Below are 24,986 nucleotides of genomic sequence, written 5' to 3' on the forward strand. Positions count from 1 at the left end.
TTATCCTTAAAGCTTAATTTTTTTTGCCAATACTCTAAACATTGGAGGCAAAAGCAAAAGTGTCAAAATACTTGAAGTAACCAGACCACCAAGAACGACAATAGCCAGGGGTTTTTGGACTTCTGATCCCACTCCATGAGAAAGCAACATGGGCACCAATCCAAGTCCGGCAATAAATGCTGTCATCAATACAGGACGCAACCTTCTTTTTGCTCCAATAACAACTGTTTCATCGATACTTTTACCTTGCTTAAGCAATTCTTTAAAATATCCAATCATAACAACACCATTTAACACTGCAATCCCAAAAAGAGCAATGAACCCAACACTAGCAGGCACAGAAATATATTCTCCGGATAAAAATAAAGAAATCAACCCCCCTGTGATAGCAAAAGGAATATTTAACAAAATAAGCAATGCTAAAGGAATACTTCTAAATGTGAAAAATAAAATAAAAAAGATGACTAAAATACTAATAGGGATAACTGTTGCTAATCGCATATTAGCACGTTGTTGATTCTCAAATTGTCCCCCATAAGTGATAAAATAATTAGGCGGGAGTTTGATTTGTGAAGCGATTTTAGATTTAATTTCATCGACAAAACCACCCAAGTCTCTATCAACCACATTACTTCGCACCACACTCATCCGACGGCTATTTTCACGCACAATACTTACAGGACCATCAATTTCATCTATATGGGCAATTGAAGTAATTGGGACAGCATAACCTCGATCTGAAGACATTTCCAGACTTTTTAGTTTCGTAATATCTGTAGAAATTTCAGGATTTTGACGGATAATTACAGGTATCCTGGCAAACCCCGTAGGGATATAATCAATCAATATCCCTTCCAAAGAAGACTTCAAAAATTTAGAAAATTCATCACTTGTAATGCCTACATTCGCCATTGCATGACGTTCAGGAGTCACTAAAAGATAATTCACCCCTTCATTTAATGTTGTAAAAACTTCACTTGAACCTCTGATCCCCTTAAGTAACCCGGCAATTTGGGCACTCAATTTGTTAAGCTCATCAATATCATCACCAAAAATTTTAATCGCCAAATCTCCCCTTACTCCTGTAAGCATCTCAGAAATTCGCATATCAATAGGTTGGGTAAAAATAAAGCTAATTCCCTTAAAATCTTCCAGAGAATCAGAGATTTTTGTAATCAGTTGTGATTTTGTTTTCACACTCCATTCATCTTTGGGTTTGAGTGAAATAAACATATCTGTCTGATTGAGTCCTCCTAAATCCAATCCCAACTCATCAGAACCTGTCCTAGCTACCATTGTTTTGACTTCAGAAACATCTTGGCGGATTTTTTGTTCCACTTTTAAAATAAGTTCTCTTGATTGGGCTAGAGAAATTGAAGGAGTAGTTTCAACAGTAAGAACTATATCTCCCTCATCAAGCGTAGGCATAAAAGCCTTACCTATAAAAGGAAAAAGCGAGAAGCTCGCGATCAAAAATAAAGCTGCACCTCCAAACATCATTTTAGAATGTTTAAGCGAAAAATCAAGCATGGGGTTATAAAGATAATAAAAAAATCTTGTCAATAAAGTTTCTTTGTGTTCTTTGACTTTAAGTACAAAAGAGCTAATAACAGGGATCAAAGTGATAGAGAGGAATAAAGATCCCAACAGAGCAAATACAATACTGGCTGCCAAAGGACGAAACATCTTGCCTTCGAGTCCCTCAAGAGAAAGAATAGGGATAAAAAAGATGATAATAATTATAATCCCGCTAACTACAGATACGGCAATTTCTTTGCAAGCGCGATAAATTGCATGGAGTTTGGTAGTGGATTTGTTGGCACTAAGCTTTTCAAAAGCATTCTCAACCACCACCACAGCAGAATCTACCAAAATTCCAATCGCAATAGCCAACCCACCCAAACTCATTAAATTAGCACTCATTCCATCTATTTTCATCAAAATAAAAGCTACAGATAATGCAAGAGGCAAAATCACACTCACTGCAATAGCCGCACGCAAATCTCCCAAAAACAAAAATAAGGTAATAATAATGAGGGCAATTGCTTCAATAAGAGCTTTTGAAACAGTATCGACAGCTTTTTGGGTCAATTCAGAACGATCATAGAATGGATTAATACTCACACCCTTTGGGAGATTGGGCTTAATTTCTTCAAGTTTTTTCTTCACTTGGGTAATCGTATCTCTGGAATTTGCCCCCTTAAGAGAAAGCACCAACCCCTCAGTGGTTTCTCCTATGCCATCTTTTGTTACAAAACCAAGTCTTGTGCGATAATTAGAGACAACATTGCAAAAATCACCTATATGGATATACCCTGTTTTGGTTGGGATTGTAATGCTTTTGATTTCATCTTCATTGAGTGCCCCGCTTTGGATTTTGACTAAAAAAGTCTCTCCATCTCTATCGACTCTGCCCGCGCCATCATTTTTTAGATTTGCCTTTAATACGTTTTCTAAACCTGATATAGAAATACCCAACCTAGCCATATCATTAAAATCAGGAATAACAACAATTGCCTTAGAATAACCCCCCAATGAATTCACATCAGCAACACCCTTAATCGTGCGGAGTGCAGGACGGATGACAAAATCAAGCAATTGGCGTTTTTCCACCTCAGACAAATCACCATCAATCGTAAACATAAACATATCTGAAAGCGGCGTTACAATTGGCGCCATTCCACCCTCGACACCTTCGGGCAATTCGGGCAAAGTCGTGGCAAGTTTCTCATTGACCATATTCCTTGCCAAATAAATATCTACTTTGTCATCAAAATCAATCGTAATGTCTGCTACTGCATATTTTGAAGTGCTTCTAAGAGATTTTTGTCCTTGTAATCCCAACAACTCCATCTCCAAAGGTCGCACAACACGATTTTCCATCTCTTCAGGAGACATGCCCGGAGACTTCAGAACAATCTTGACTTGTGTAGAAGAAACATCCGGAAAGGCATCAATAGGGATAGATATAAAACTATAAGTCCCAAAAAGAAACAAAACAACAGCGCAAATAATGACCATTATTCTTTGACGGAGTGAAAATTCAATAATTTTTGCCAGCATTATTCTTCACCTATATTATTGATAATGCCTTTAAGGGCAATCAATGCCCCGGAGGCTATTTTATCTCCAATTTTGATTTCTTTATTGTTGATGACAAATTGATTGTCTCTTTCTTCGATAATTTTAACAGCCTTTGGCAAAAAACCTTCATCTGTCTTGAGAAATACTAAATAGTCCTTGCCGTTTTTGATAACTGTGCTTGAGGGAATGACAATAGAGTCCTTAGGTCTTATCCCATCAATATAAACATCAATCATCTGACCTACTCTAAAATCTCCCTTATCTAAAAGTGCTGTTGCCAAAATCGTATTAGATGTTTTATCAAGAACAACAGATACAGATTGGATAACTCCAATTTTTTTACCATATTCATCAAAAACAACAGCACCTTTTTTAACATTTTCAGAAATACTGATTGGAAGTTTGATTCTAGCAAGCAAATCACTATCGCGTGAAATTCGGATATAAGGAGTAAATGCGGGGATTTTTTCGCCTGTTTTTATAGGAGCAACAGATAAAATTCCATTATCTTTGGCAATAACACGAAAACCATATTTCCCTTTTGGATTGTGCGAGTCAATCCCCAAAATACTCAAAGTAGATTCAATTTGTTTGAGTTTAAGTTCCATTTCTTGACTTGCCAAATAGCTTGTTTGGTATTCTCTTTTTGAAATAACACCTGCTTGATAAAGTTCTTTATCTTTTTTGGTAATATCTTGGGCTACTTTGAGTTTATTTTGTGTATTTTGGAGTTCAAAATATAAATTACTTAAATCAATAGAGCTGACTTCACAAATAACATCTCCTTCTTTGAGACTTTCTCCTTCACGTTTATAAAGCGCTGTAACAATAACATCAAAACTTGAGCTTTGTGTAGTAGAGCTTTTGTCATTAAAATCAATATAAGCATTAAAAGGAAGTCCTTTGCTTGGAGTTTTGTTATCCACTGTGATAATATGAATACCAAGCTTATCAAGTTGTTGGTTTGAAATTTTTATTTCATCATATCCCCATATTATTGAAATAAATAACATCAAAAATAACCATTGTTTCATTATTTTTCTCCTATATTTGTCAAAGTCTCACCCAAAGTTTCTTCTAATAAGGCAGTCGTATCAATATAATCAAGCTTAGCATCAGCTAACCCGATAAGAGAGTCCATATAAGAATTTTGATAAGCCAGGTATTCAAACAAACCAATCTTTTGAGAATCATAGGCGATCTTCCCCATATCCATCAAAAGTTTTTTATTTGCAATATTCTCTTTTTGAATTTCAATGTATTTTTGCTTATTAGTAAGTTGATCTCTATAGGAATTTGCTTTAATTACAATATTTCTTTTAGTAACCTCACTCTGTCCCAATGCCCCGCTCTCAAGTGCCATATATTTTCTCTTTAAATGAGTATTTTTAGGTGTGATAGGCAAAGGTATTTGTAACTTCAAGGAAAGATTTGTAGCTGCATTGGTATTTTCAATCCCCGCTCCAATCTCAAAGGCATGCAACCTATCTCTATTGGCAAGTTTGGCATTGGTTTGATAATCTTTTGCACTCAAATCAATAATTTCTACGTATAAAGAATGATCAAGGATTTGTTTCAAAGCAGGTTCTTCAAGTTTGATATAATCAAAGTCTAATCCCGAAACACTCACACCCTCCTCTTGATCTAAAAAAATCTCATTGCCCCCATTAGAATCCGGACGTAAAATACCCAGCAAAGTATCAAGGGTTTTTTCCAGATTAATCAATATGGATTGGATATTTGTCTTGGCAAGTCTTGATTCCAGATAAGAATTTTTGAAATTAATATAATCTTTTTTAGACATGCTGCCTGCTTTTAATCGCTCTTTTGCAATATCCAATTGAGATCGATAATTATCTTCACGCTTTGTGTAAATATCATATTTTTCTTTTGTGATGACATAAGTGAGATAAAGGCGTTTGGCTGCAATAAAAGTTAGATTTTTACTCAATTCATAGCTTTTTTTATACTGGATTGTCTTGATATGAAGGCTTTGAGCAAGCATAGAACTTACCCAAGGCAATTTGGGGATTAGCATCAGAAGCGCTGTTGTTTGGGGTTGATTTATCCCTTGTGAATTCTTGACTATAGAAACATCTGTCTCTACATAGGGATAATCCCATGACATCAAAGTCTTTTGTTCTTCAAGCAAACTTTCATATTGCGCCTTATTCCCGATCAATTCAATTGAATTTCTCTCCACCGCCTTAAGAAATTCTTCCAAGCTTATATGTTGTGCATTCACCCCACTTATAAACGCGCACACTAACAAGCATTTTTTCAATCTATACATTGCAACCTCAAACTCAAATTTTAATGAAATTAAACTACATCTTTATTGTGTTTTTGTTAAGATTGATTAAAATTTTAATCCCAGATAGATCCTGGCAATATTATTTTGATAACCACTCACATCATTGATATTCACATAAGCTACCGAAACATTCATATGAGAGAAATCTATCCCCCCTAGCGCATTGAATTGACCTTGAGAAGACTTACCTTCACCTGTTCCATACCAACTCACCCCATATTTTAACCCCAAAAAATACTTTCCATCATATTCATATTTCAGAGTAATATAGCTTGTTTTTGAACCACTGCCATAAATAACAGTATTATACTCTAAAGGATTATCATCTGCATAAATAGCTATATTATTTGTAGCCCCTTTATTGTCATTTTGCAAATAACCTAACGATAAATACCAATTTTGATACTTTACCCTCTCTCCAATCTCCCACAAATACCCATTCACTTTCCCCATACTTCCGGGGACATAACAAGCAAGCCCTGCTATAGAAGAAAGGTTGGGATCTTTGCAATATTCTTGTGATTGCGAACTTGCGCTTACAAACACATAATGAGCCATGCTTTTAAATTCCCAATCATTCAAAATTAATTTCCAATTTGCTTTGATACCTGCCAAATTAAATAAACTTTGAAAATAATTATAATAAGCATTCCAATAAATAGATTCGTTTTTAAATCTAACGTCTAAATAATAATTGTTTTGAATATGATAACCTTCATAAGTGCCATACCATTTATTCATATAGCCAAAATGAACATTTTCTTCCGGGCTTGCATACGCTTGCTCATCAAACCAACCCGCCCGGATACGATAATGATCAAATTTATTTAACTCCACTCCAACCCCTTGAGCATAATCCCCTACCCAATCTAAACTCAAAGGAAATCGCCCAAAAGTCAAACTCCCCCATGAATTGCTATAGCGAAAATAAAGCGTATGAAAGACTACATCATCACTTGTGTATCTAAAATCTTTGGCTTCATCATTGTTGATCCGAAACCCAATCCCTATAAGATTATTATTAATATTGGAATAAACATCTTGATTTTTTACCTTGTGTAAAAGTGCTACTGCGCTGATCCCAATACCAAAATCAAATCCATAAAAACTTTGTGTCAAAACATCCAGAGAACCAAAAATGTTGGTATATCCTCCCGAAATAGGTTTGCCTTGATTTTTACCAAATCCCCCGGAACTAAAAAGCCCTATTTGAATATCTGAAACTTCAAAATATTTTTGCTCTCCATCATTCCCAAAAACAAAACAAACTTGCCCTACTAATAAAAATATAAAAACAAATCTCATTGAAACACCATTTAAAACGCAATTTCTTTAATATCCCCCACTTCTAAAAATTTTTGATAAATATTAAAAATCAAATTTTTACGATTTTCTCTAATGTCTTTATGAGTGTCATTAACCATCACATTTAGAAAAAAATCATCCAGGGGCTTCTTAAGTGAAAATAATGCTTGAATTTTTTCTTCAATATTATCAAATATTTTATGAAAAATTTCTTTATAAGCTTGATAAAGTTGTAATTCTTGAGGTAATCTTAAGAGATTTGTATTGATTTGTTGAACAGATTGCATATCTTTTGTAATATTGGCAACCCGTCTAAATGTGCTAATAAAAGCTTCTTTATCTGATTTCTCAAAAAAATTATTTAAAGCTCTAGCTTTAGCTATGATTGCCCCTACATCATATTCATGACTACCCAATACACTTCTTAAAATAGAAGGATTAAGCATCAAGATCCCCTCAAGACGTTCTATAAAAAAATCTCTAATCTTACTGATATCTAAAGATGCATACCCTCCTATCTCATAAAGGTTTCTTAAATCTTTATCCAAATCAAATGCAATATTTCTATCTAAAATAATTTTTATTACCCCACTGCTTGCACGTCTAAGTGCAAAAGGATCTCTGGAGCCGGTAGGGATTTTGCCAATACTAAAAAGCGCAAAAATGCTATCAAGCTTATTTGCCATGGCTACAATGGCTCCAAATAATTCTGTAGGCAATAAAGATTCTTCTTTATTTGGCAAATATTGCTCTTTAATAGCTGTGCAAATACGCATATCTCTGCCTTCTGCCTTAGCATAATAATACCCCATAAGCCCTTGAAGTTCAGGAAATTCATACACCATTTCGCTCATTAAATCTGCCTTGGCGATACTGAGTGTTTCCTCCATCATTTCTTTGGCTAAAGGAAGATTGAGGATTGCTTGGTATTTTTGAGTGAGGTAGAGTGCAATTTTCTTTTCACGCACGACCTTATCACTCATACTTCCCAGTCCCTCAACAAAGCTAATTTCCCTTAATCTCTCAGGATCAAGACCCACTTTTAAATCATTATGATAAAAAAACATTGCATCATCAAGACGAGCCCTAAGAACTTTTTGATTCCCTGAAACAATTTTACTTGTATCTGATGTTGTGGCATTGCTTATCACAATAAATCCATGATGGAGCATACCATTTTTACGCACAGCAAAATAGCGTTGATTTTCTTTCATTGATGTGATAATAACTTCTTGGGGAAGCTCTAAGAATCTTTCTTCAAATTCTCCATACAGCGCACTTGGATACTCTGTAATACTCACAATCTCATCAAGAAGATCTCCATCAATTTCAACTTGAATATTTTTGATTTTTTCAATTTGGGCTATTTCATCAAGAATTTTTTTTCTACGTTCTTCTTGAGAGAGGATAACAAATCCTTCTTGAAGAGTTTGGAGATATTGAGGAATGCTTGTTATTTTTATCCATTCAAAACTCACATTTGTATGGACTTTTGTAGCCCCTTTCCCTTCAAAACCATAGGCTTTTATAGGGACATTTTGTGTTCCAAAAAATACACAAATATTTCTAATAGGTCGTATAAAACTCTCTGATAATGATCCCCAACGCATTGATTTTCCAAAATTCAAACTTTCAATAAATCCCAACACAATTTGTCCCAAAACATCTTGAGCAAAAACCCCCTGTTTTTGTTTGGAAAAATACAAAACCTCTTTATCCCCTTTTATAACTCTACTTAATTCTTTAGGATCTCCTTGGCATTTTCTACAAAAACTCTCTCCTGCCTTACTCAAACCCTTTGTTATATCCCCATCAATATAGCCAATACCAACAGGAGGTCCAAAAAATTCTTCTTTTTTTTCTTGTGTTTTTGCCGGAAAAAAATTATCCAGCACCACGATACGTCTAGGTGTATAAAATAGAGTAGGATTACTTTTCAAATCATAATTTAAAGCACTCTCTTGCCATTTGCGTGCGATATTTGGAAATTCTTTCAAAAATGGAATAGCAGGGAGTTCTTCAACAAGAATTTCTACCAATAAATTTTTTGTATCCAAAATTATTCCTTTATCTGTATAATACTTTGAGCGCATTTTACCAAAATACTAAATTAAAGGCACTGATTGATTCGAATATTTTTAATATTTTCTTTAATTACTTTTACCTATGCGCAAATCCCTCTTGACAAAGTTATAGGAAAATGCATTGAACCAAAAGATTTTAGTCCTCAACAACAAAAAGTAATATTATATGCTTATAACTATGGAGCGTCCAAAGGGCTTGGCTACACAATGGCTGCTATTGCATGGCAAGAATCTTGCGCAGGGGAATATCTTGTCAATTTTTCCGATCCAAGTGCAGGGATTTATCATGCCCATATACCCGGAGTGATCAAAAAATATAGCAAATACAAAGATACAAGTTTTATACGCAATCTTGTTGGAGAGCTCTTGATGCGCGATCATGAGTTTGCCTCAAAAGTTGCTTTAGACAACTTGCTTTTTTGGCAAAAAACACGCAAAGGTAATTATAAAAACATTATCAAATCTTATAACAAAGGATTCAGTTGGGAAAAAAGCAAACGCAATAACGAATCTGCAGAATCTTATTATCAAGACATCAAAATTAAAGTCCTTAAACTGCGTAACTACATCCCTAAATATACCAAGACTCACAACAATACATTAAAAATTGAGCTTGAGAACAAAAATCAAGGTATTAAAAATGCAATTCAAGAACTCAAAAAAACAAAAAATACGCCCTCCAAGAAACAAGAGAAAATCTTTATTATGCCCGAACCTTAATTTTCATTTTAATAATCTAAAATTTTGTTTCTTAAAGAATTTGAGCATTGAGTTGTATATTCGTGTCTATAAGCTCAATGACATCATCTTTTTGCAGAGATGAGAGAGGGCTAATTTTACCTTCATGTAAAATTTGGGCATATCCGGAAGAGATGAAATTCTTTGGATTTTTCCCCTCAATGAGTAGCTGTAATTCTTTAAGTAATTTTATCTTTATCAAAAAGAAATATTCCATGACAGAATCAAAATGCAAGGACGAAAGAGTTTGAGATTTTGCATATAAAATATTTTGAAAACTCTTATTGAGATAATTTTTTAATTCAAGAATCTCATGAATATTTTTTTCAAATTTTGCTTCATAACTCACTTGCTTAAGCCCATCATGAAGTATTTTAAGATGATGTTGTTTTTGATAAAAAATATTTTGCATTTGAGAATACAATAGATTTTCTATCTCATCCAGACGCATAAGCCATTCTTCTCTATCGGGCAAAATCATTTCCATACAAGCTGAAGGCGTAGGCGCTCGCAAATCTGCAACAAAATCACTTATTACAAAATCAACCTCATGACCGATCGCTGAAACAATTGGAGTTTTGGCTTTAAAAATAGCATCTGCAAGTATTTCTTCATTAAACGCCCATAAGTCCTCCATACTCCCCCCGCCTCTGGCAATAACAATTATATCAAAGGCTTCAGGACTCCCATAAAAACTATCTGCATATTGGATATTTTTAACAATATCATCCTTTGCCCCTTCCCCTTGTACCAAAGTATTGATAACGACCATTTTGACCAATCCCCATCGATTTGTTCCCACACGCAACATATCTTGTAGGGCTGCCCCTGTACTTGAAGTCAATAAAGCAATTTTTTTGGGAAATAAGGGAAGTTCTTTTTTATTATCTTTATCAAAATAGCCTTTATCTTGCAACTTTTTTTTAAGTTGATCATAAGCCAGACTTAATGCTCCTATACCGCTTGGTTGGATATTTTTGCAAATAATTTGATATTCTCCTCTGGGGATATAAACACTCAATCCACCATGAACAACGATTTTTTGCCCTCTTTGAAGATCAAATTTTAAGCTACTTGTATTTCCTTTAAACATTACGCATTTAATTGCAGAGTTTTCATCTTTAAGGCTAAAATAAATATGCCCGCTTGTATGCTTAGTCAGGTTGCTAATTTCTCCTTCTACACTTATATTCAAAAATGTAGTTTCCATCAGTGATTTAATTTGAGAATTCACTTCACTTACACTGACAATCCTGGAATCCATTACTGCATTACCAAACGATGAATATCATTATAAATCCCTAACCCCATGAGCCCAATCAATAAGATCCACCCAAAAATTGTCAAGTAATAAAGGCTATTTTCAGAGATTTTTCTTCTTGTGAAGAGTTCATAAAGATTAAACAAAATCTGCCCTCCATCAAGAGCAGGGATAGGCAATAAATTCAAAACTCCTAAATTTACTGATATTAGTGCCACCAAAATCAACAGCGTAACCATACCGTTTTGAGATGCTTGTGAGATGAAGCTTAAAATGCTGATCACCCCACCTACCTCACTTACAGACACAATACCGGAAATCATTTTTTCGATACCTTCTAAAATCATTTTGCTTGCTTGAAATGTTTGATGATAAGCATAAACAATAGAGTCAAAAAAATCATAGCTTATAATTCCTATCTCGCCTTTAGACACAATACCGATGAAATTTCTTTGAATTTTTTCTCCAAAAATATTTTTAGATTCCATAATTTTAGGCACAATCTTTGTGTCCATTATTTTCCCATTTCTTTGAAAAACAATATGGATATTTCCTTTTGCATCCATAATTGCCTGATTTAATTCTTGCCAAGTTTTGACTTTTTTGTCATTCACAGACAAAATAAAATCATTTTCATTTAACAAACTCTTAGCAGCAGGCATATTTGGTTGGACTCCTCCTACGATAGGTAATATTGCTTTTTGTCCAAGTATCCCAACGCTTACATAAATCAAAAAAGCCAAAACAAAGTTAAAAACAGGACCTGCTAAAAGAATAGATATTTTTTGAAAATGATTTTTTGTGCTATAGCTGTTTTTGTCGCCATTGAATGCCAATGGATTGGCATCATCTTGCCCTTTTAATTTTACATAACCTCCAAGTGGGATTATAGAGATAGCATATTGAGTGCCTCCATAAGTCTTACTCAAAATTTTTTTGCCAAAACCTATGCTAAAAACCTCAACATGAACGCCAAAGATTTTGGCGACCAAAAAATGCCCCAACTCATGAAAAAATACCAAAAAAGACAAAATAAGAAGCGCTAAAATCAGCCACATATTTTCATGCTCTTATAGTATCTTAATGCGTAATCTCCTCCTGAGTATAGAGTAGCAAAAGTCGCTATCCAAAGCAATATTTCTCCCCCCGGAAAAAAGTTTGCCAACAAAAATGCAATCGCCAAAATCTGGATACCTGTTTTGTATTTCCCAAGCATATTTGCCCCCACTCTTTTACCGCTACCGGCAACCACTACGCGAAGTCCTGTAATAAAAAATTCACGACTAAGGATAATAAACACTGCCCAAGGATTTGCTCTATTGATTACCAAAAGCCCTATAAAGGCACTTAATATAAGCATTTTGTCCGCCAAAGGATCAAAGACCTCTCCAAATACGGATTTTGAATGGTAATTTCTTGCAATATATCCATCAAAGAAATCTGTCAAAGAAGCAATACAAAAAATCAAACAAGAAAAATAATTTATCCAACTTTTATGCATCCATTGAGGGAAAATAATATCTCCATGCAAAATAAAAATTAATAAAAAAACAGATAAAAATATTCTGGAAATGGTTAAAACATTTGGCAAATTCTTCAAGTTTTATCCTCATTGCATACTTGATAGGGGATAGAATAAGTAATTTGCTTGAGTCTAAAAAACCCGCTTATAAACACAAAAAATCCCCCAATCATCCCAATCCCTCCAAATGTCATCAAAATTTTGGCAAATCCAACAGAAAATGTAAGCAACAACAAACCAATCCCTACCAAAACAAAACAAAAAGCCACTATTTTATAGCCCGTCAAAAAAAGTTTATCCCCACTCAAACCTGTAAGCTCCGAAGCAATTTTATAAATACAATAAAAATATAATAAAACATACCCCATCATTAAAAAACCTATAAGCACTCTCAACCAATCCAAAGTTCCCTTATCTTGTGAAGATTCTAAATGCAGCATAGTCAAATCAAAATTCCAAGTATCCAAAAATATTTTAGAAAGCAGAGCCATTATCAATGTATAAAGAATACTCCCTAGCACTAAAAACATATAATATTTAAACAACCTGATATTTCTACCAAGTTTGGATAATTTATAAATCCCAAACATATTGAGAATAAAAGATACAATAATAAGTGGCGTTAGAGTAATCATTTTCTGATTTAATAAAAATAAAAAATAAATTAGAGAACTTAGCATATAAATCAATACACTTATGATCAAAAAATTTCTTGCAATCCTTAGTTGGGGAGTATCTTGAATATGCAAAGTAATAATCTTATCCATTTGCTTACCTTAAAAATTATAAAATAAATTTATTTTATCAAAATTCACTCAAAGATTGCCTTTTTTGTGTGTATAAAATTACTTAAATGTAGTGCCCCCATCAATAACAATAGTCTGACCTGTTAGCCAAGCACTTTGTGTATCATCACACAAAAAGAAAACAGCCCCTGCCAAATCTTCCGGAGTCCCCATACGATTGAGGGGAGATTGATTTTCAACAGCAGCTTTGATCTGGATATAATCAGGGAATGCCCTGAGGGCATCTGTATCAATAGGTCCCCCACTCACAGCATTCACTCGGATACTATATTCACCCAATTCAACAGCAGCATATTTCACCATTGTTTCAACAGCATTCTTAGAATTCCCATGCCCTGCATAATTTGGCATATACACAAGATTACCTGTAGAGCTGAGAGAAACAATAGCTCCTCCTCCGGCTTCTTTCATGCGTTTAGCAGCCTCTTGAGCACCCACTACAAAGGCAAGAACAGTGGCTGTATAAATATTATTCAATCCCCTGGGTTTCAATCTCATAAAAGGAGCAAACCCTCCGGCAACTGATTTCCCATAAATAATCGCATTAGAAACAAAAAAATCGACCCTTTCAAAATCTTGGTCAATTTTTTTAAACAATTCAACGTATTGCTCAGGTTCAAGCACATTCAAGGGATAATATTTTGCTTTGATGGAATATTTTGCCTCTACATCTTGAGCGATATTTTGTGCCTCTTGTTCGTTTTTGTTATAAGTAAAGGCAATATTAACACCATTTTGAGCAAATCTATAAAGAATAGCTTTACCAATCCCCCTGGTAGCCCCACTTATAACCAAAGTCTTCCCTCTCATATAATTTGTTGTATTTTGCAAACTCGTCATTTTAACACCTCATAGTTTTGTAAAGTTTTTTCAATTAATTTCATGTGTTCTTTGCTTGGCGCTACCAAAGGCAGGCGATATTCCAAACTATCAATTAGTCCGGATAAATACATTCCGGCTTTGATTGGAATAGGATTGCTTTCACAAAATAAAACCCTATTTATATCATAAAGTTCATTATTAATTCTTTTAGAATGAGTCATATCCCCATTTAAAGCAGATTTTGTAAGTTCTACAATTTTATTAGGCAACAAGTTTCCGGTTACAGAAATAACGCCCCTCCCTCCATTTGCCAAGATAGGATAATTAATGGCATCTTCACCGCTAAAAATCTCTATCTGACTTGCATTTTGGTTTAACTCAATAATTCTCTCCATGGAGCCTGCAGCTTCTTTGATAGCAAAAATATTTTTAACATCCTTAAAAAGTCTGATGGCTGTTTGCACCTCAATACTCACTCCTGTACGACCGGGAACATTATAAAGCATTAAGGGAATTTCAACAGATTGTGCCACAGCTTTATAATGTTGGTAAATCCCCTCTTGACTGGGTTTATTATAATAAGGACTTACGCACAAAATTCCATCAGCGCCACTTTTTTGAGCAAATTTTGCCAATTCAATAGCCTCAGCTGTTGAGTTACTCCCTGCGCCGGCTAAAACCTTTACTCCACTGCCCTTGCAAACTTCTAATACGATCTCTATACACCGCATGTGTTCTTTGTGTGTAAGGGTAGCAGATTCTCCGGTAGTTCCCACAGGCACACAGGCATCCATGCCATATTTGATTTGTCTTTTAATAAGGTATTCATAAGTTACCTCATCAATCATAGAATTTTTAAAAGGCGTAATTAAAGCACTCATAGCACCATTTAGCATACTTTAGCTCCTATTTTTTCAATATAAGCGTCGTTGAAGCAGAATCAACAAAATATTTATTAGCTACTTTTTGAATATCTTGGATACTCAAGGCATCAAATGCTTCCTCATAAGTTAGCAACGGTTGAATATCCCCTCTTGCAAAATAACTTCCAAAAAGTGCAGCAACACTTGATGAATCTTCCAGGCTATAGATAAAACTTGCCCTGGAATTGAGTTTAATTTTATCAAGTTGGGCTTGGGTAATTTTACCCTTTTTTAGCTGATCAATCAGAGTAATAATTTCTTTTTTAACTATTTGGGCATCAATGCCCTCATTTGCCCCTGCGATAAATAAAAATACGCCCTTATCTTTCAAGTCCATGTTATAGGCATAAATTTGAGAAACTAATCTTTTTTTATCAACCAATTCACTTTGAAGCAAACTACTTTTCCCGCTACTGAGTAAATCAGCGATAGCACTTAGGGCTACTTGATCTTTATGTGCAAAATTCGGGATTTTATAGCCTAGTGCTAACCACTGCACTTGGGTATCTTTATGGACAATCCCATCTCTTGCTCCATCTTGCTTGGGCTCTTGCATATAAACTTCAGGAATTTTAGTAATTGTATTTTTTATTTTAGAAAAATGTTTTTTAGCACTTTGAAAAACCAATTGCGGATCAATATCTCCTGCTACCAAAATAAGGGCATTTTTGGGTTGGTAATAGATTGAGTGAAAATTACGAATATCTTCAATATTCCAATTTTGAATATCTTCCATAAATCCAATAGGTGTCCAATGATAGGGGTGATAGATGAAGGCTGTATTGAAAAATCTAAAATACAAGTATCCTGTGGGAGAATTGTCTGTTCTCCACCTCCTTTCTTCAGCAACCACATTGCGTTCAGGCAAAAATTCATCTTCTTTTAGAGATAAATTTGCCATCAATTCAGCAAATAATTCCAATGATTTATCTAAATTCGTGTTGCTGGATTTAATAAAATAGCGCGTATAATCAAACCCCGTAGAAGCATTACTAAGCCCTCCAAATTTTTTAACAATTTCGTCAAACTCACCACTCTTGAGATGTTTGCTGGATTTGAAATTCAGATGTTCTAGCATATGGGCAATGCCACTTTTACCCATAGTTTCATTCCTGGATCCCACCTTATAAAAAACATCTGTTTCAATCACACCACTTCCATTTTTCATCGGCACAACAACAACTTGCAATCCATTTTCAAGCTGTATTTGCTCATACTTCGGAAGAGACGTATGCACTTTTGCATTCAAATTACTCATAATCACTCCTAAACTCATTAAAATAAAAAATACATTTTTCACTTCAAATCTACTCCTATAGCCTCTTTTAAACTTAAAAATCCATCTTTATTCAAAAGCTCCTCAATTTCATGATTGATATTTTTACACAAACAAGGTCCTTTAAAAATCAATCCCGTATAAACTTGCACCAAAGAAGCTCCCATTTTAATCCTTTTATAGGCTTCTTCCCCGCTATCAATGCCTCCTGCAGAAATTAGAATCGTTTTGTCAAAAAAAACTTTAGCAAGTTCTTTAAATATCTCCGCGCTTTTATTCCTCAAAGCTCCCCCGCTAATCCCCCCTATATTCTTTGGAGAACAAACCAAAGAATAGTCAATAGTTGTATTTGTCGCTATAATCCCGCTCCCACCACTATCAATAGCCTTTTGACACACTTCAAGCAGCGAATCTATTGGCATATCCGGAGAGATTTTTAAAAATAAAGGCTTACTCGTATATTCTCTAGCCATCAAAAAAAGTTCTCCTACAAAAGTAGTATTTTGCAAATCTCTCAAATTAGGGGTATTTGGCGAGGAAAGATTAAAAACATAATAATCTCCCAAACTCAAAAAATCTTTTAGTACTTCTTCATAATTTTTCAAAGTATCTTCTATTGGTATAGATTTATTTTTCCCCAGATTTATCCCAATAGGTAACACGAAAGGATAAGATTTTGCAAGTCTTGAAGCAATTTTTTGAGAACCCTGATTGTTGAAACCCATCGCATTTTGAATACTTTCTTCTTCTACATGACGAAATAGTCTTGGCTTAGGATTGCCTTTTTGAGCATTTTTAGTAACACTTCCAATCTCCAAAAATCCAAACCCCAAAGCACCCATGCCTTGAATTAATGTGGCATTTTTATCAAACCCTGCAGCTAACCCCACAGGATTATAAAAGTTCAACCCGCAAATATTATTGTGTAATTTTTCACTCTCATAACAAAAATTTTTTATCAAAATCTCTTGGACCAAACTCAAAGAAGATGCCTTTTGAAGCAAAGTTTCAGTTATGCTATGAATAATTTCAGGATCAAATTTAAACAAAATATTACGTATTCTCTTATATGCAGACATTCATAACCTTAATTATTTTTACAAACCAAATTATTTTACTCAAAAAATATTTAAGGAAAAATAACTTAGAGTGAGTTTTTCTGATAAGCTTTGGCTAATTTTACATATTCATTAGCGGAAACTTGAATACTTTGAATCTCATTTTCATTCAAAACACGTATTAATTTTGCCGGATTGCCTAATATCAAACTTTTTGGAGGAAATACCTTGCCTTTGGTAACCAAACTCCCTGCCCCAACAATACTCATCTCTCCAATGCAAGCATCATCCATAATGATGCTTCCCATGCCTATCAAACAAAGATTTTTAATTGTGCAAGCATGGATAACGCAATTATGCCCAATGGTAACATCCTCTCCAATCTCTACGCCCCCGCCATGTTCATTTTCATAAGCAACATGAATGATGCTGAGATCTTGAATATTGCTTCCGGCTCCAATTTTGATAGAATTGACATCTCCTCTTAGCACACAACCAAACCATAAACTGCATTCTTGCTCAACAGATACATTCCCAATAATTTGGACTCCCTCAAAAACAATTGCAGAAGCATGGATCTGCGGGGTGTTTTGATTGAAACCAATTATATTGCCTTTCATTTTACAAATCTCCTTTTATTTTTTCTAAAATTTTTCTGGCTTTAAAATGTTCTTGTTCATTTTTATCAGCATTATAAAGCTCATTAGTATATTCCTCATAAATAACTTGAGAGCTAAAAGATTCCTCTTTTGAATAGATTTTATAATATTCCCCATCTTCTCCAAGCTCATGATTTTGAATATTATCTTGGAGTTGAATATTTAAAATTTCCAATAATCTTTGTGTCATAAATGGCGAAGTAGAGGGGGTTAGGAGTTCAACCCTGCGTTCAAGATTTCTGGGCATTAAATCTGCGCTTGAAAAATATATTTGAGGCAAGGCATGTTTAAAATAATAAATCCTGGCATGTTCAAGGTATTTTCCTATGATAGAAAATACACGGATATTTTCGCTAAATCCTTTTACGCCCGGTCTCAAACAACAAATTCCTCTAATAATCAAATCAATCTTGACTCCTGCCCTTGAAGCTTTATAAAGACTTTTAATAATATCTGCATCTACAAGAGAGTTAGCCTTAAGAATAATCCTGCCCTCTGTGGCCTGGGCAATTTCATTTTCTATCAAAGAAAGAATTTTGGATTTTATTTGCAAAGGTGCTAAGCATAAAACATTCAACTCGGTTTTATGAGAAGTCCCTGTTGATAAAGAATGAAAAAGTTTGATAACATCATTTGCAATTTCTTTGTTTGAAGTAAATAAACTCACATCTGTATAAATTTTTGCAGAAATACTATTATAATTCCCCGTGCTAAGATGGACATATTCATGGAGTTTGTCCCCTATTTTTTTAATGACTAAAGCCACCTTTGCATGCACTTTTAATTTAGGCACACCATAAATAACATGAGCTCCTGCAGATTCAAGTGCCTTAGCCCAATGCAAATTATTTTCTTCATCAAATCTGGCTTTTAATTCCACAAGAACAGTTACTTGTTTGTTTTCTGCTGCTTCTGTAAGAGCTTTGACAATCGGAGAATTTTTGCCCACTCGATACAAAGTCATTCGTATAGAGAGTACATCAGGATCTTTTGCTGCGCTTTGGATAAATTTCACAACAGAATCAAAGCTTTCATAAGGGTGAAACACCATCACATCTTGTTTATCAATAATATCAAAAATTGAGCTTGGACAATCCAGAGGAGGAAGTATTTTGGGATTAAAAGGAGTACTTGTTAAATAAGCAAAATCTTTGCATGCAACAAGTTCCCAAAATGTGCTTAGATTTAAGGGGATCTTGCTTTCATAAATATCTTCTTTTGTAACCACAATTTGTTTTTTAACAAATTCAAGCAAATTTTCATCCCCTGATCCCACTTCAAGCCTGACTATTTCACCTTTTTTTCTTGCTTTTAGCCCTTCACTCATGAGTTCAATAAAATCATCTGCTTCATCTTCTTCTATTTCAATATCAGCATTACGCGTAACTCTAAAAGGAATATAACTTATCAACTCATACCCTTCAAATAAATCCCCTGCAAACTCCCCTACGATTGTTTCAACAGGGACAAACAAGCCCTTTTCAATTTCTATAAACCTTGTCAAAACTCTAGGGATTCGTATCATCCCGTATTTGATTTCATCATCTTCCTCACCCTTAAGCTTGAGGGCGATACCAAAACTAAGGCTGTTGAGGTGTGGGAAAGGATGAGTAGAATCCACAACAATAGGGACAATAATAGGATAAAGATAGCTTTGAAAATAATCTTTAATGCCTGATTTTTGAGTTTTGCTTAATTCAGAAAAATTCTTGATGATGAGACCTGATTTTGCCAATTGAGATTTAATTGTATCAAAGAGAGATTTTAAAAAGCTTTGTTCTTGGTGCAAATAATCCCGAATATGCTTGAGTTGTTCGGAAGGTGTCAATTTATCTGCACCGGTTTCTGCAATACCGCTTGCATACAACCGCTTCAATCCCGCTACCCGAATCATATAAAATTCATCTAAATTTGTGCCATAAATAGCTAAGAATTTCAATCTCTCCAATAAAGGCAAAGATTCATTGTGGGCTTCATTCAACACTCTTGTATTAAACTTAAGCCATGAAAGCTCTCGATTAAAAAACATTTTTGGATCAGAAAGTTCCATATCTTCTCCTTAAAATAAATTTTTATGCAACTTCCGGCATTCTATCTAAAAACTGAGAATCGATTGCAAAATATTGCAAAAATCAAAAATAACATTATTTAAAATTTTTAGGATTGCAAAAAAATCCGATATACTTTCAAGATTAAATACCCAAAAATAAAAGGATAAAAAATGAAAAAAGTAACTTTAGCGTTGCTAATTACTGCTACAAGTCTATTTGGAATTGGGATTGGTAATTATCAAATCAGCCCTGAAATAGGCGCGAATCTAAGTTATCAAAAAAGCGACAAGAATGATTTCACCTATGGCGGCTATGCTAGAGTATGGTTGGGTGTCTCACGTATCGTATTGGCACCCCAATTCAAATACGACGTGATTACAAAATCAAATCACATGAGTACAGCTTATAAAAATATGCAAATTGGTGCTCTTGTTGGATTTGAAGTGCCTATATTACCTCTAACTCCCTATATAGGAGCAAGTTATTCTACTTTTTGGGGTGTGGGGCTTAAAGATACAGTTTCTTTCAACTATGGTATCAAAGTAAAAATACCTCTTATCCCTCTAACTGTTGGCTTAGATGGTTCTTATCAAAAACCCAAAACAACCGCTCTTGGACGAATCAATATGAATCGATTTGGTGTTACTATCGGTGTGTCTTTCTAAAGAAATATTTTTGTTAATTTTGCTACAATCCCTTTGAGCTTTTCATTAAAAACCAAAGAGGATTGATGAGTGATGGAAGATTTTGTTGAATTACTCCAAAAGCATGATGAATTAAAAATCATACAGACCCCTTTAGATATTTATTTAGAGATCCCTCATCTGGCCTATTTAGAAGTCAAGAAACCCAATGGGGGCAAAGCCTTATTATTCACCCACCCTATAGACAAAAAAAATAACAGAACTTTTAATATCCCTGTTTTGATGAATATTTTTGGTTCTTATTCGCGTCTGGAACTTATCATTGACCAACCCATACAAAATATCCCCGATCATCTAGAAAAACTTATCCACTTTAGCCCACCCAAAAACTGGAGAGGAATTTTTACCCAACTCAGGGATTTTTTTGCCCTAAGGCACACCCTACCCAAACAAATCAAAAAGACTCCTCCCTCTCAAGAAATCATCCACATCAAAGAATCTATCAATCTCTTTGACTTGCCTATCCTTACAACATGGGAAAAAGATGGAGGAGCTTTTATCACTATGGGACAAGTATATACCCAAAGTCTTGATGGTAAAAAAAGAAATCTGGGCATGTATCGCTTGCAAGTTTATGACAAAAATCACCTGGGACTCCATTGGCAAATCCACAAAGACTCCAATCACTTTTTTCATGAATACAAAAAAAACAATATCAAAATGCCCGTAAGTATCGGGATTGGCGGAGATCCCCTCTATACATGGTGCGGGCAAGCGCCCCTCCCTTATGGCATCTATGAGTTAATGCTTTATGGCTTTATCAAATCAGCAAGTCCAAAAGTCGCCAAATGTATTACCAACCCTCTTTGTGTCCCTCATGATGCAGATATTGTCATTGAAGGTTGGGTGGATCCCAATGAAATTAGGCTTGAGGGACCTTTTGGAGATCATACAGGATTTTATACACCTATTGAGCCCTATCCTGTGCTGGAAGTCAGTGCGATCACACACAAAAAATCCCCCATTTATCTTGCGACCGTGGTGGGCAAACCTCCCTTAGAAGACAAATATATGGGCTATCTTACTGAGAGAGTTTTTTTGCCTTTATCTCAAACCACTGCCCATGGATTGCTTGATTATCATATGCCTGAAAATGGAGTTTTTCATAATCTCCTTTTGGCAAAAATCGCCCCTCAATACCCCGGCCATGCCAGGCAGATCATGCATAATTTTTGGGGAGTGGGGCAAATGAGTTTCCTCAAACATGCTATTTTTGTAGATGAAAAAGCCCCCCCACTCCAAGATTATAAAAATATCACCGAATATATCCTCAATCATTTCTCAACGCAAAATATTCTTATTAGCGAGGGTATTTGTGATGCCCTCGATCATTCTTCTCCCCAATACGCTCTGGGGGGTAAGCTTGGCATTGATGTCAGTGATGGTGATGAATGCGCCCAAAGAGACTTTGAGCTTTATTCAGATTGTGAGTTACTCCATCTCATCAAGTCTCTCATGGAAGAAGCGCTTATTTTAAGGCAATATTTTACTCAAACCAAAAACCCTATTTGTATCCTTGGTGTCCAAAAATCTAAACGCAGCATTTTACAAGCCTGTGATAGCTTGCAAAAATTACAAAACTCTTTGCGGATTGTTATTTTTGTAGATGCCAATAAAAATGACTTAGCAAATCTCTATATGCTTGTATGGAGAATTGCCAACAATATCGATGCCAAACGAGATATCGCTATTTACAAAGATATGATTTTTGTAGATGCTACTGACAAAAATGAATATGATCATTACAAAAGACAATGGCCTCTTGAAACAGATTGCTCTTTGGAAGTTATTGAGTCTTTGAGAGAAAAGGGATTATTGCAAGATATTACCGAAGGATTTATGAAACGATTTCATATCTGCGAATCTCCCCAAACCTAAAAAATGATGAAAAACCAAACAATCATATAAGGATGCCCAATGAATATTTTGAGAAACAATCTCGATAAGGTTATCTCCAGAATAGAAAAAGCAAGGATAGCTTATAGCAGACACCAAATTATCCGGCTTGTAGGCGTATCCAAATATTCCGGTATCCAAGATATCCAAACCCTTTATGAATGCGGTCAACGTAGCTTTGGAGAAAACAAAGTCCAAGATCTCAAAACAAAATCACAAGCGCTCCATGATTTACCCTTGCAATGGCATATGATAGGGACTCTCCAAGAGAACAAAATCAATGCCTTGCTTGCCCTCAGACCCGCCTTATTGCACTCTCTTGATTCTTTCAAACTTGCCCTGGCTATCCAAAATCGATGTGCCAGAGAGAATATCACCCTCAAAGCACTCTTACAAATCAACTCCTCAAATGAGCCCACCAAAAGTGGTCTCAAACCTCAAGAAGCTATACAAACTTATCTTGATATCCTCAAATCTTGCCCTAATATCGAGCTAGATGGACTCATGAGTATCGGGGCACACACCCGAGAAATATCAAAAATACAAGATTCCTTTGCCCTCACAAAAGATATTTTTGACAAACTCTCTCCGTATGGAGCAAAAACCCTATCCATGGGGATGAGCAATGATTTTGAGATTGCTATTTCCTATGGAGCCAATATGGTGCGCATCGGTTCTATTTTGTTTGAAAAATAATCTATTTTTTGTTTTCTTTTCTCCAATCTAAATCTATCTTTATAAAGACTAAAATATCTTTTATACAATATTTTAAAAATATGCTAATCCAATGTCAGAATATATCAAAATAAATGTTTAAGGGTATAAAATTTATTGAGATTTTAAAATCAATGTTATTTAATAATATTTTATTTAAAATATAAATTATTTATTTTCTAAAATAACTATAATTGTCCAAAATATCATCAAAATAACTATAATTTGTCAAGAATATTTCTCTAATAGACACTAAAATAAAATTGATTTTATTATTAATTAAGCTATTTTTTATTTAAAAGTTGTTTTAATTGCTTTTCATCCAAAAAATAATAAAAGCTTCGTTTAGGCTTTACAGAAATTTTAAAATCAATAACACATAAGGAGCCATAGTTATGAAAAGTACTTTCAACAATAAGCATTTAATATTATCGCCTATGGGGGGGGGGGCAAATCCGGATTCATCTTCAACCCCGCAGGTTCAAAATCCCATTATCCATCCTCTTCTAACATCCGATAACTCCTCAACCCAATCCCTTTCTCCCAGAATCAAAAGATTCTCTTCTTTAGTCTCTGTAGCCCTATGCGCTCTGAGTTTGCCTTTTTCAAACCAAGTATTAGCAGCGCCGACAAACTTAGGACAATCAGGTTGTTCCACTTCATCAAGTTCTGCTTGTATTGGCATCAATTATGATAATAATGGTGTAGCTTCTGTTAAAATGACCTATAGCGATACTCTGGATACCACTTCTGATGAAAAGTCTATCACGGCTACAGGGTTTTACAATCCTGCTTACAAAATCATCATGTTTAACGCCAATAAGTCCATCGCTCAAATGAATTCCGGCATTACCATTGGCAATGGATCTACCATAAATGCTGATTTCAAAGATTCTGCATGGAAAGGGAATTTTACCAATACCGGGGGTGGGTTTTCCAATCCATCTTCATTCAGTTTCAATGGGAACTATCAGGGTAACTCTGATGCTAGCGTGAAGGGTTATGCCTATGTAGGGAATATTTCTGAAACTGTAGGGCAAACCACCTTTAACTTCAACAATCAAGCCAACATGAAAGGGAATGTTAATATTAGTCCGGCAAACCCTAATACTGATGCCCATTTTTTGAGTCTCAATTATAATAATTCTAATCTAACAGGCAGTATGACCAACAATGGCAATAAACTTAAGGCAAGTTTTAAAAATTCTAAGATGGTAGGGAATATTACTACAGCCAATAATGCCGACGTATGGATACTTGCTTTGGACACAACGCTTGATTTTAAAAACTCTACTCTAGATGGCAATATTTCTAACACTCCTTATAGATTCCAAACAGTATTAAGATCTAGAAATGAAACTAAAGTAACTTTTGACGGCAACAAGGACGGTACTGATTATGCTATGAAAGGGAATATCACCAATGAGTTAGGCTTAATGGATGTAACCTTCAATAATACCAAAATGAAAGGGAATATAACTACAAATTCAACCAGTGATAGCGCATCTGAGCAAGCAGCAACCGTCAACCGACAACCTATTGAAACGAAACTAACTTTTAAAAATAGCGAACTTGATGGGAATATTACTCAATCTGTTCCACTATTTTTCGGTTATGGCAAAGTAAATTCAGTAAATACCGACGTCACCTTCTCAGGCAATGGCACAAATGGCTATGCCATGAAAGATCACTCTATCAATCTCCACAATACCGGTGGGGTTGGCGGGAAAGGCAATATTTCTCTGGATAAGGGTGCTAAACTCGAAAAT

Annotated in this window: 20 protein-coding genes; 5 read left to right on the forward strand and 15 right to left on the reverse strand. The window is 34.9% G+C overall.

Annotated features, from left to right (window positions below; all coding sequences use genetic code 11):
- Positions 1–6: 6 nt before the first annotated feature.
- From BKH45_RS01140 to glyS, 5 genes are all read right to left on the reverse strand, one after another.
- Positions 7–3,063, reverse strand: coding sequence for an efflux RND transporter permease subunit (locus BKH45_RS01140; protein WP_095273629.1), 3,057 nt, complete (start codon positions 3,061–3,063; stop codon positions 7–9).
- Complete coding sequence (locus BKH45_RS01145) at positions 3,063–4,118, reverse strand: sodium:proton antiporter (protein ID WP_095273630.1); 1,056 nt, start codon at positions 4,116–4,118, stop codon at positions 3,063–3,065. Before BKH45_RS01145 ends, BKH45_RS01140 begins: the two co-directional genes overlap by 1 nt.
- Complete coding sequence (locus BKH45_RS01150) at positions 4,118–5,377, reverse strand: TolC family protein (protein WP_095273631.1); 1,260 nt, start codon at positions 5,375–5,377, stop codon at positions 4,118–4,120. The genes BKH45_RS01145 and BKH45_RS01150 overlap by 1 nt, the downstream gene beginning before the upstream one ends.
- Before the next feature lie 66 nt (positions 5,378–5,443).
- Positions 5,444–6,703: a hypothetical protein gene (locus BKH45_RS01155; protein WP_095273632.1), complete on the reverse strand. Its 1,260-nt coding sequence runs from the start codon at positions 6,701–6,703 to the stop codon at positions 5,444–5,446.
- Between the two features lie 11 nt (positions 6,704–6,714).
- Complete coding sequence (gene glyS / locus BKH45_RS01160; protein ID WP_343286787.1) at positions 6,715–8,760, reverse strand: glycine--tRNA ligase subunit beta; 2,046 nt, start codon at positions 8,758–8,760, stop codon at positions 6,715–6,717.
- A gap of 66 nt (positions 8,761–8,826) precedes the next feature.
- On the opposite strand from glyS, the gene BKH45_RS01165 reads away from it, so the two are divergent.
- Positions 8,827–9,507: a hypothetical protein gene (locus BKH45_RS01165; RefSeq protein ID WP_095273634.1), complete on the forward strand. Its 681-nt coding sequence runs from the start codon at positions 8,827–8,829 to the stop codon at positions 9,505–9,507.
- Positions 9,508–9,538: 31 nt separating this feature from the next.
- On the opposite strand, the gene xseA is transcribed toward BKH45_RS01165, so the two are convergent.
- The 10 genes from xseA to BKH45_RS01215 all read right to left on the reverse strand — a co-directional run bounded on the left by xseA (position 9,539) and on the right by BKH45_RS01215 (position 19,902).
- Positions 9,539–10,789: an exodeoxyribonuclease VII large subunit gene (gene xseA, locus BKH45_RS01170; RefSeq protein WP_095273635.1), complete on the reverse strand. Its 1,251-nt coding sequence runs from the start codon at positions 10,787–10,789 to the stop codon at positions 9,539–9,541.
- Positions 10,789–11,844, reverse strand: coding sequence for an RIP metalloprotease RseP (gene rseP, locus BKH45_RS01175; protein ID WP_095273636.1), 1,056 nt, complete (start codon positions 11,842–11,844; stop codon positions 10,789–10,791). The genes xseA and rseP overlap by 1 nt, the downstream gene beginning before the upstream one ends.
- Entirely contained in the window at positions 11,835–12,386 is a 552-nt protein-coding gene (pgsA, locus tag BKH45_RS01180) for a CDP-diacylglycerol--glycerol-3-phosphate 3-phosphatidyltransferase (RefSeq protein WP_095273637.1), read from the reverse strand. The genes rseP and pgsA overlap by 10 nt, the downstream gene beginning before the upstream one ends.
- Complete coding sequence (locus BKH45_RS01185) at positions 12,383–13,075, reverse strand: hypothetical protein (RefSeq protein WP_095273638.1); 693 nt, start codon at positions 13,073–13,075, stop codon at positions 12,383–12,385. Before BKH45_RS01185 ends, pgsA begins: the two co-directional genes overlap by 4 nt.
- A 78-nt stretch (positions 13,076–13,153) precedes the next feature.
- Positions 13,154–13,954, reverse strand: a complete 801-nt coding sequence (locus BKH45_RS01190) for an enoyl-ACP reductase (protein ID WP_095273639.1) — start codon at positions 13,952–13,954, stop codon at positions 13,154–13,156.
- Positions 13,951–14,832: a 4-hydroxy-tetrahydrodipicolinate synthase gene (gene dapA, locus BKH45_RS01195; RefSeq protein WP_095273640.1), complete on the reverse strand. Its 882-nt coding sequence runs from the start codon at positions 14,830–14,832 to the stop codon at positions 13,951–13,953. Before dapA ends, BKH45_RS01190 begins: the two co-directional genes overlap by 4 nt.
- 10 nt (positions 14,833–14,842) lie before the next feature.
- Entirely contained in the window at positions 14,843–16,135 is a 1,293-nt protein-coding gene (locus BKH45_RS01200) for a pitrilysin family protein (protein WP_095273659.1), read from the reverse strand.
- Positions 16,136–16,155: 20 nt separating this feature from the next.
- Positions 16,156–17,214 carry a quinone-dependent dihydroorotate dehydrogenase gene (locus BKH45_RS01205; RefSeq protein ID WP_095273641.1) on the reverse strand — a complete coding sequence of 353 codons (1,059 nt, stop codon included), beginning with the start codon at positions 17,212–17,214 and terminating at the stop codon, positions 16,156–16,158.
- Between the two features lie 65 nt (positions 17,215–17,279).
- Positions 17,280–17,813 carry a gamma carbonic anhydrase family protein gene (locus tag BKH45_RS01210; RefSeq protein WP_095273642.1) on the reverse strand — a complete coding sequence of 178 codons (534 nt, stop codon included), beginning with the start codon at positions 17,811–17,813 and terminating at the stop codon, positions 17,280–17,282.
- Position 17,814: 1 nt separating this feature from the next.
- Entirely contained in the window at positions 17,815–19,902 is a 2,088-nt protein-coding gene (locus BKH45_RS01215; protein WP_095273643.1) for an RNA degradosome polyphosphate kinase, read from the reverse strand.
- 171 nt (positions 19,903–20,073) lie between these two features.
- On the opposite strand from BKH45_RS01215, the gene BKH45_RS01220 reads away from it, so the two are divergent.
- From BKH45_RS01220 to BKH45_RS01235, 4 genes are all read left to right on the forward strand, one after another.
- Positions 20,074–20,568, forward strand: coding sequence for a hypothetical protein (locus tag BKH45_RS01220; RefSeq protein WP_095273644.1), 495 nt, complete (start codon positions 20,074–20,076; stop codon positions 20,566–20,568).
- Between the two features lie 72 nt (positions 20,569–20,640).
- A complete protein-coding gene (locus tag BKH45_RS01225) occupies positions 20,641–22,485 on the forward strand; it encodes a menaquinone biosynthesis decarboxylase (RefSeq protein ID WP_095273645.1) in 1,845 nt (614 codons plus the stop codon).
- A gap of 39 nt (positions 22,486–22,524) precedes the next feature.
- Entirely contained in the window at positions 22,525–23,199 is a 675-nt protein-coding gene (locus BKH45_RS01230) for a YggS family pyridoxal phosphate-dependent enzyme (protein ID WP_095273646.1), read from the forward strand.
- Positions 23,200–23,612: 413 nt separating this feature from the next.
- The coding region (locus BKH45_RS01235; RefSeq protein WP_143428363.1) for a hypothetical protein at positions 23,613–24,986 on the forward strand (1,374 nt) is incomplete at its 3' end.

This window comes from Helicobacter sp. 11S03491-1 (assembly GCF_002272835.1).
In the GTDB taxonomy this organism is placed as follows: domain Bacteria; phylum Campylobacterota; class Campylobacteria; order Campylobacterales; family Helicobacteraceae; genus Helicobacter_J.

Excerpts from the sequence above, each read along its gene's own strand:
- BKH45_RS01140 (WP_095273629.1), bottom strand. The coding sequence starts at position 3,063 with ATGCTGGCAAAAATTATTGAATTTTCACTCCGTCAAAGAATAATGGTC.
- BKH45_RS01145 (WP_095273630.1), bottom strand. The coding sequence starts at position 4,118 with ATGAAACAATGGTTATTTTTGATGTTATTTATTTCAATAATATGGGGA.
- BKH45_RS01150 (WP_095273631.1), bottom strand. The coding sequence starts at position 5,377 with ATGTATAGATTGAAAAAATGCTTGTTAGTGTGCGCGTTTATAAGTGGG.
- BKH45_RS01155 (WP_095273632.1), bottom strand. The coding sequence starts at position 6,703 with ATGAGATTTGTTTTTATATTTTTATTAGTAGGGCAAGTTTGTTTTGTT.
- xseA (WP_095273635.1), bottom strand. The coding sequence starts at position 10,789 with ATGGATTCCAGGATTGTCAGTGTAAGTGAAGTGAATTCTCAAATTAAA.
- rseP (WP_095273636.1), bottom strand. The coding sequence starts at position 11,844 with ATGTGGCTGATTTTAGCGCTTCTTATTTTGTCTTTTTTGGTATTTTTT.
- BKH45_RS01185 (WP_095273638.1), bottom strand. The coding sequence starts at position 13,075 with ATGGATAAGATTATTACTTTGCATATTCAAGATACTCCCCAACTAAGG.
- BKH45_RS01190 (WP_095273639.1), bottom strand. The coding sequence starts at position 13,954 with ATGACGAGTTTGCAAAATACAACAAATTATATGAGAGGGAAGACTTTG.
- dapA (WP_095273640.1), bottom strand. The coding sequence starts at position 14,832 with ATGCTAAATGGTGCTATGAGTGCTTTAATTACGCCTTTTAAAAATTCT.
- BKH45_RS01200 (WP_095273659.1), bottom strand. The coding sequence starts at position 16,135 with ATGAGTTTAGGAGTGATTATGAGTAATTTGAATGCAAAAGTGCATACG.
- BKH45_RS01205 (WP_095273641.1), bottom strand. The coding sequence starts at position 17,214 with ATGTCTGCATATAAGAGAATACGTAATATTTTGTTTAAATTTGATCCT.
- BKH45_RS01210 (WP_095273642.1), bottom strand. The coding sequence starts at position 17,813 with ATGAAAGGCAATATAATTGGTTTCAATCAAAACACCCCGCAGATCCAT.
- BKH45_RS01215 (WP_095273643.1), bottom strand. The coding sequence starts at position 19,902 with ATGGAACTTTCTGATCCAAAAATGTTTTTTAATCGAGAGCTTTCATGG.
- BKH45_RS01220 (WP_095273644.1), top strand. The coding sequence starts at position 20,074 with ATGAAAAAAGTAACTTTAGCGTTGCTAATTACTGCTACAAGTCTATTT.
- BKH45_RS01225 (WP_095273645.1), top strand. The coding sequence starts at position 20,641 with ATGGAAGATTTTGTTGAATTACTCCAAAAGCATGATGAATTAAAAATC.
- BKH45_RS01230 (WP_095273646.1), top strand. The coding sequence starts at position 22,525 with ATGAATATTTTGAGAAACAATCTCGATAAGGTTATCTCCAGAATAGAA.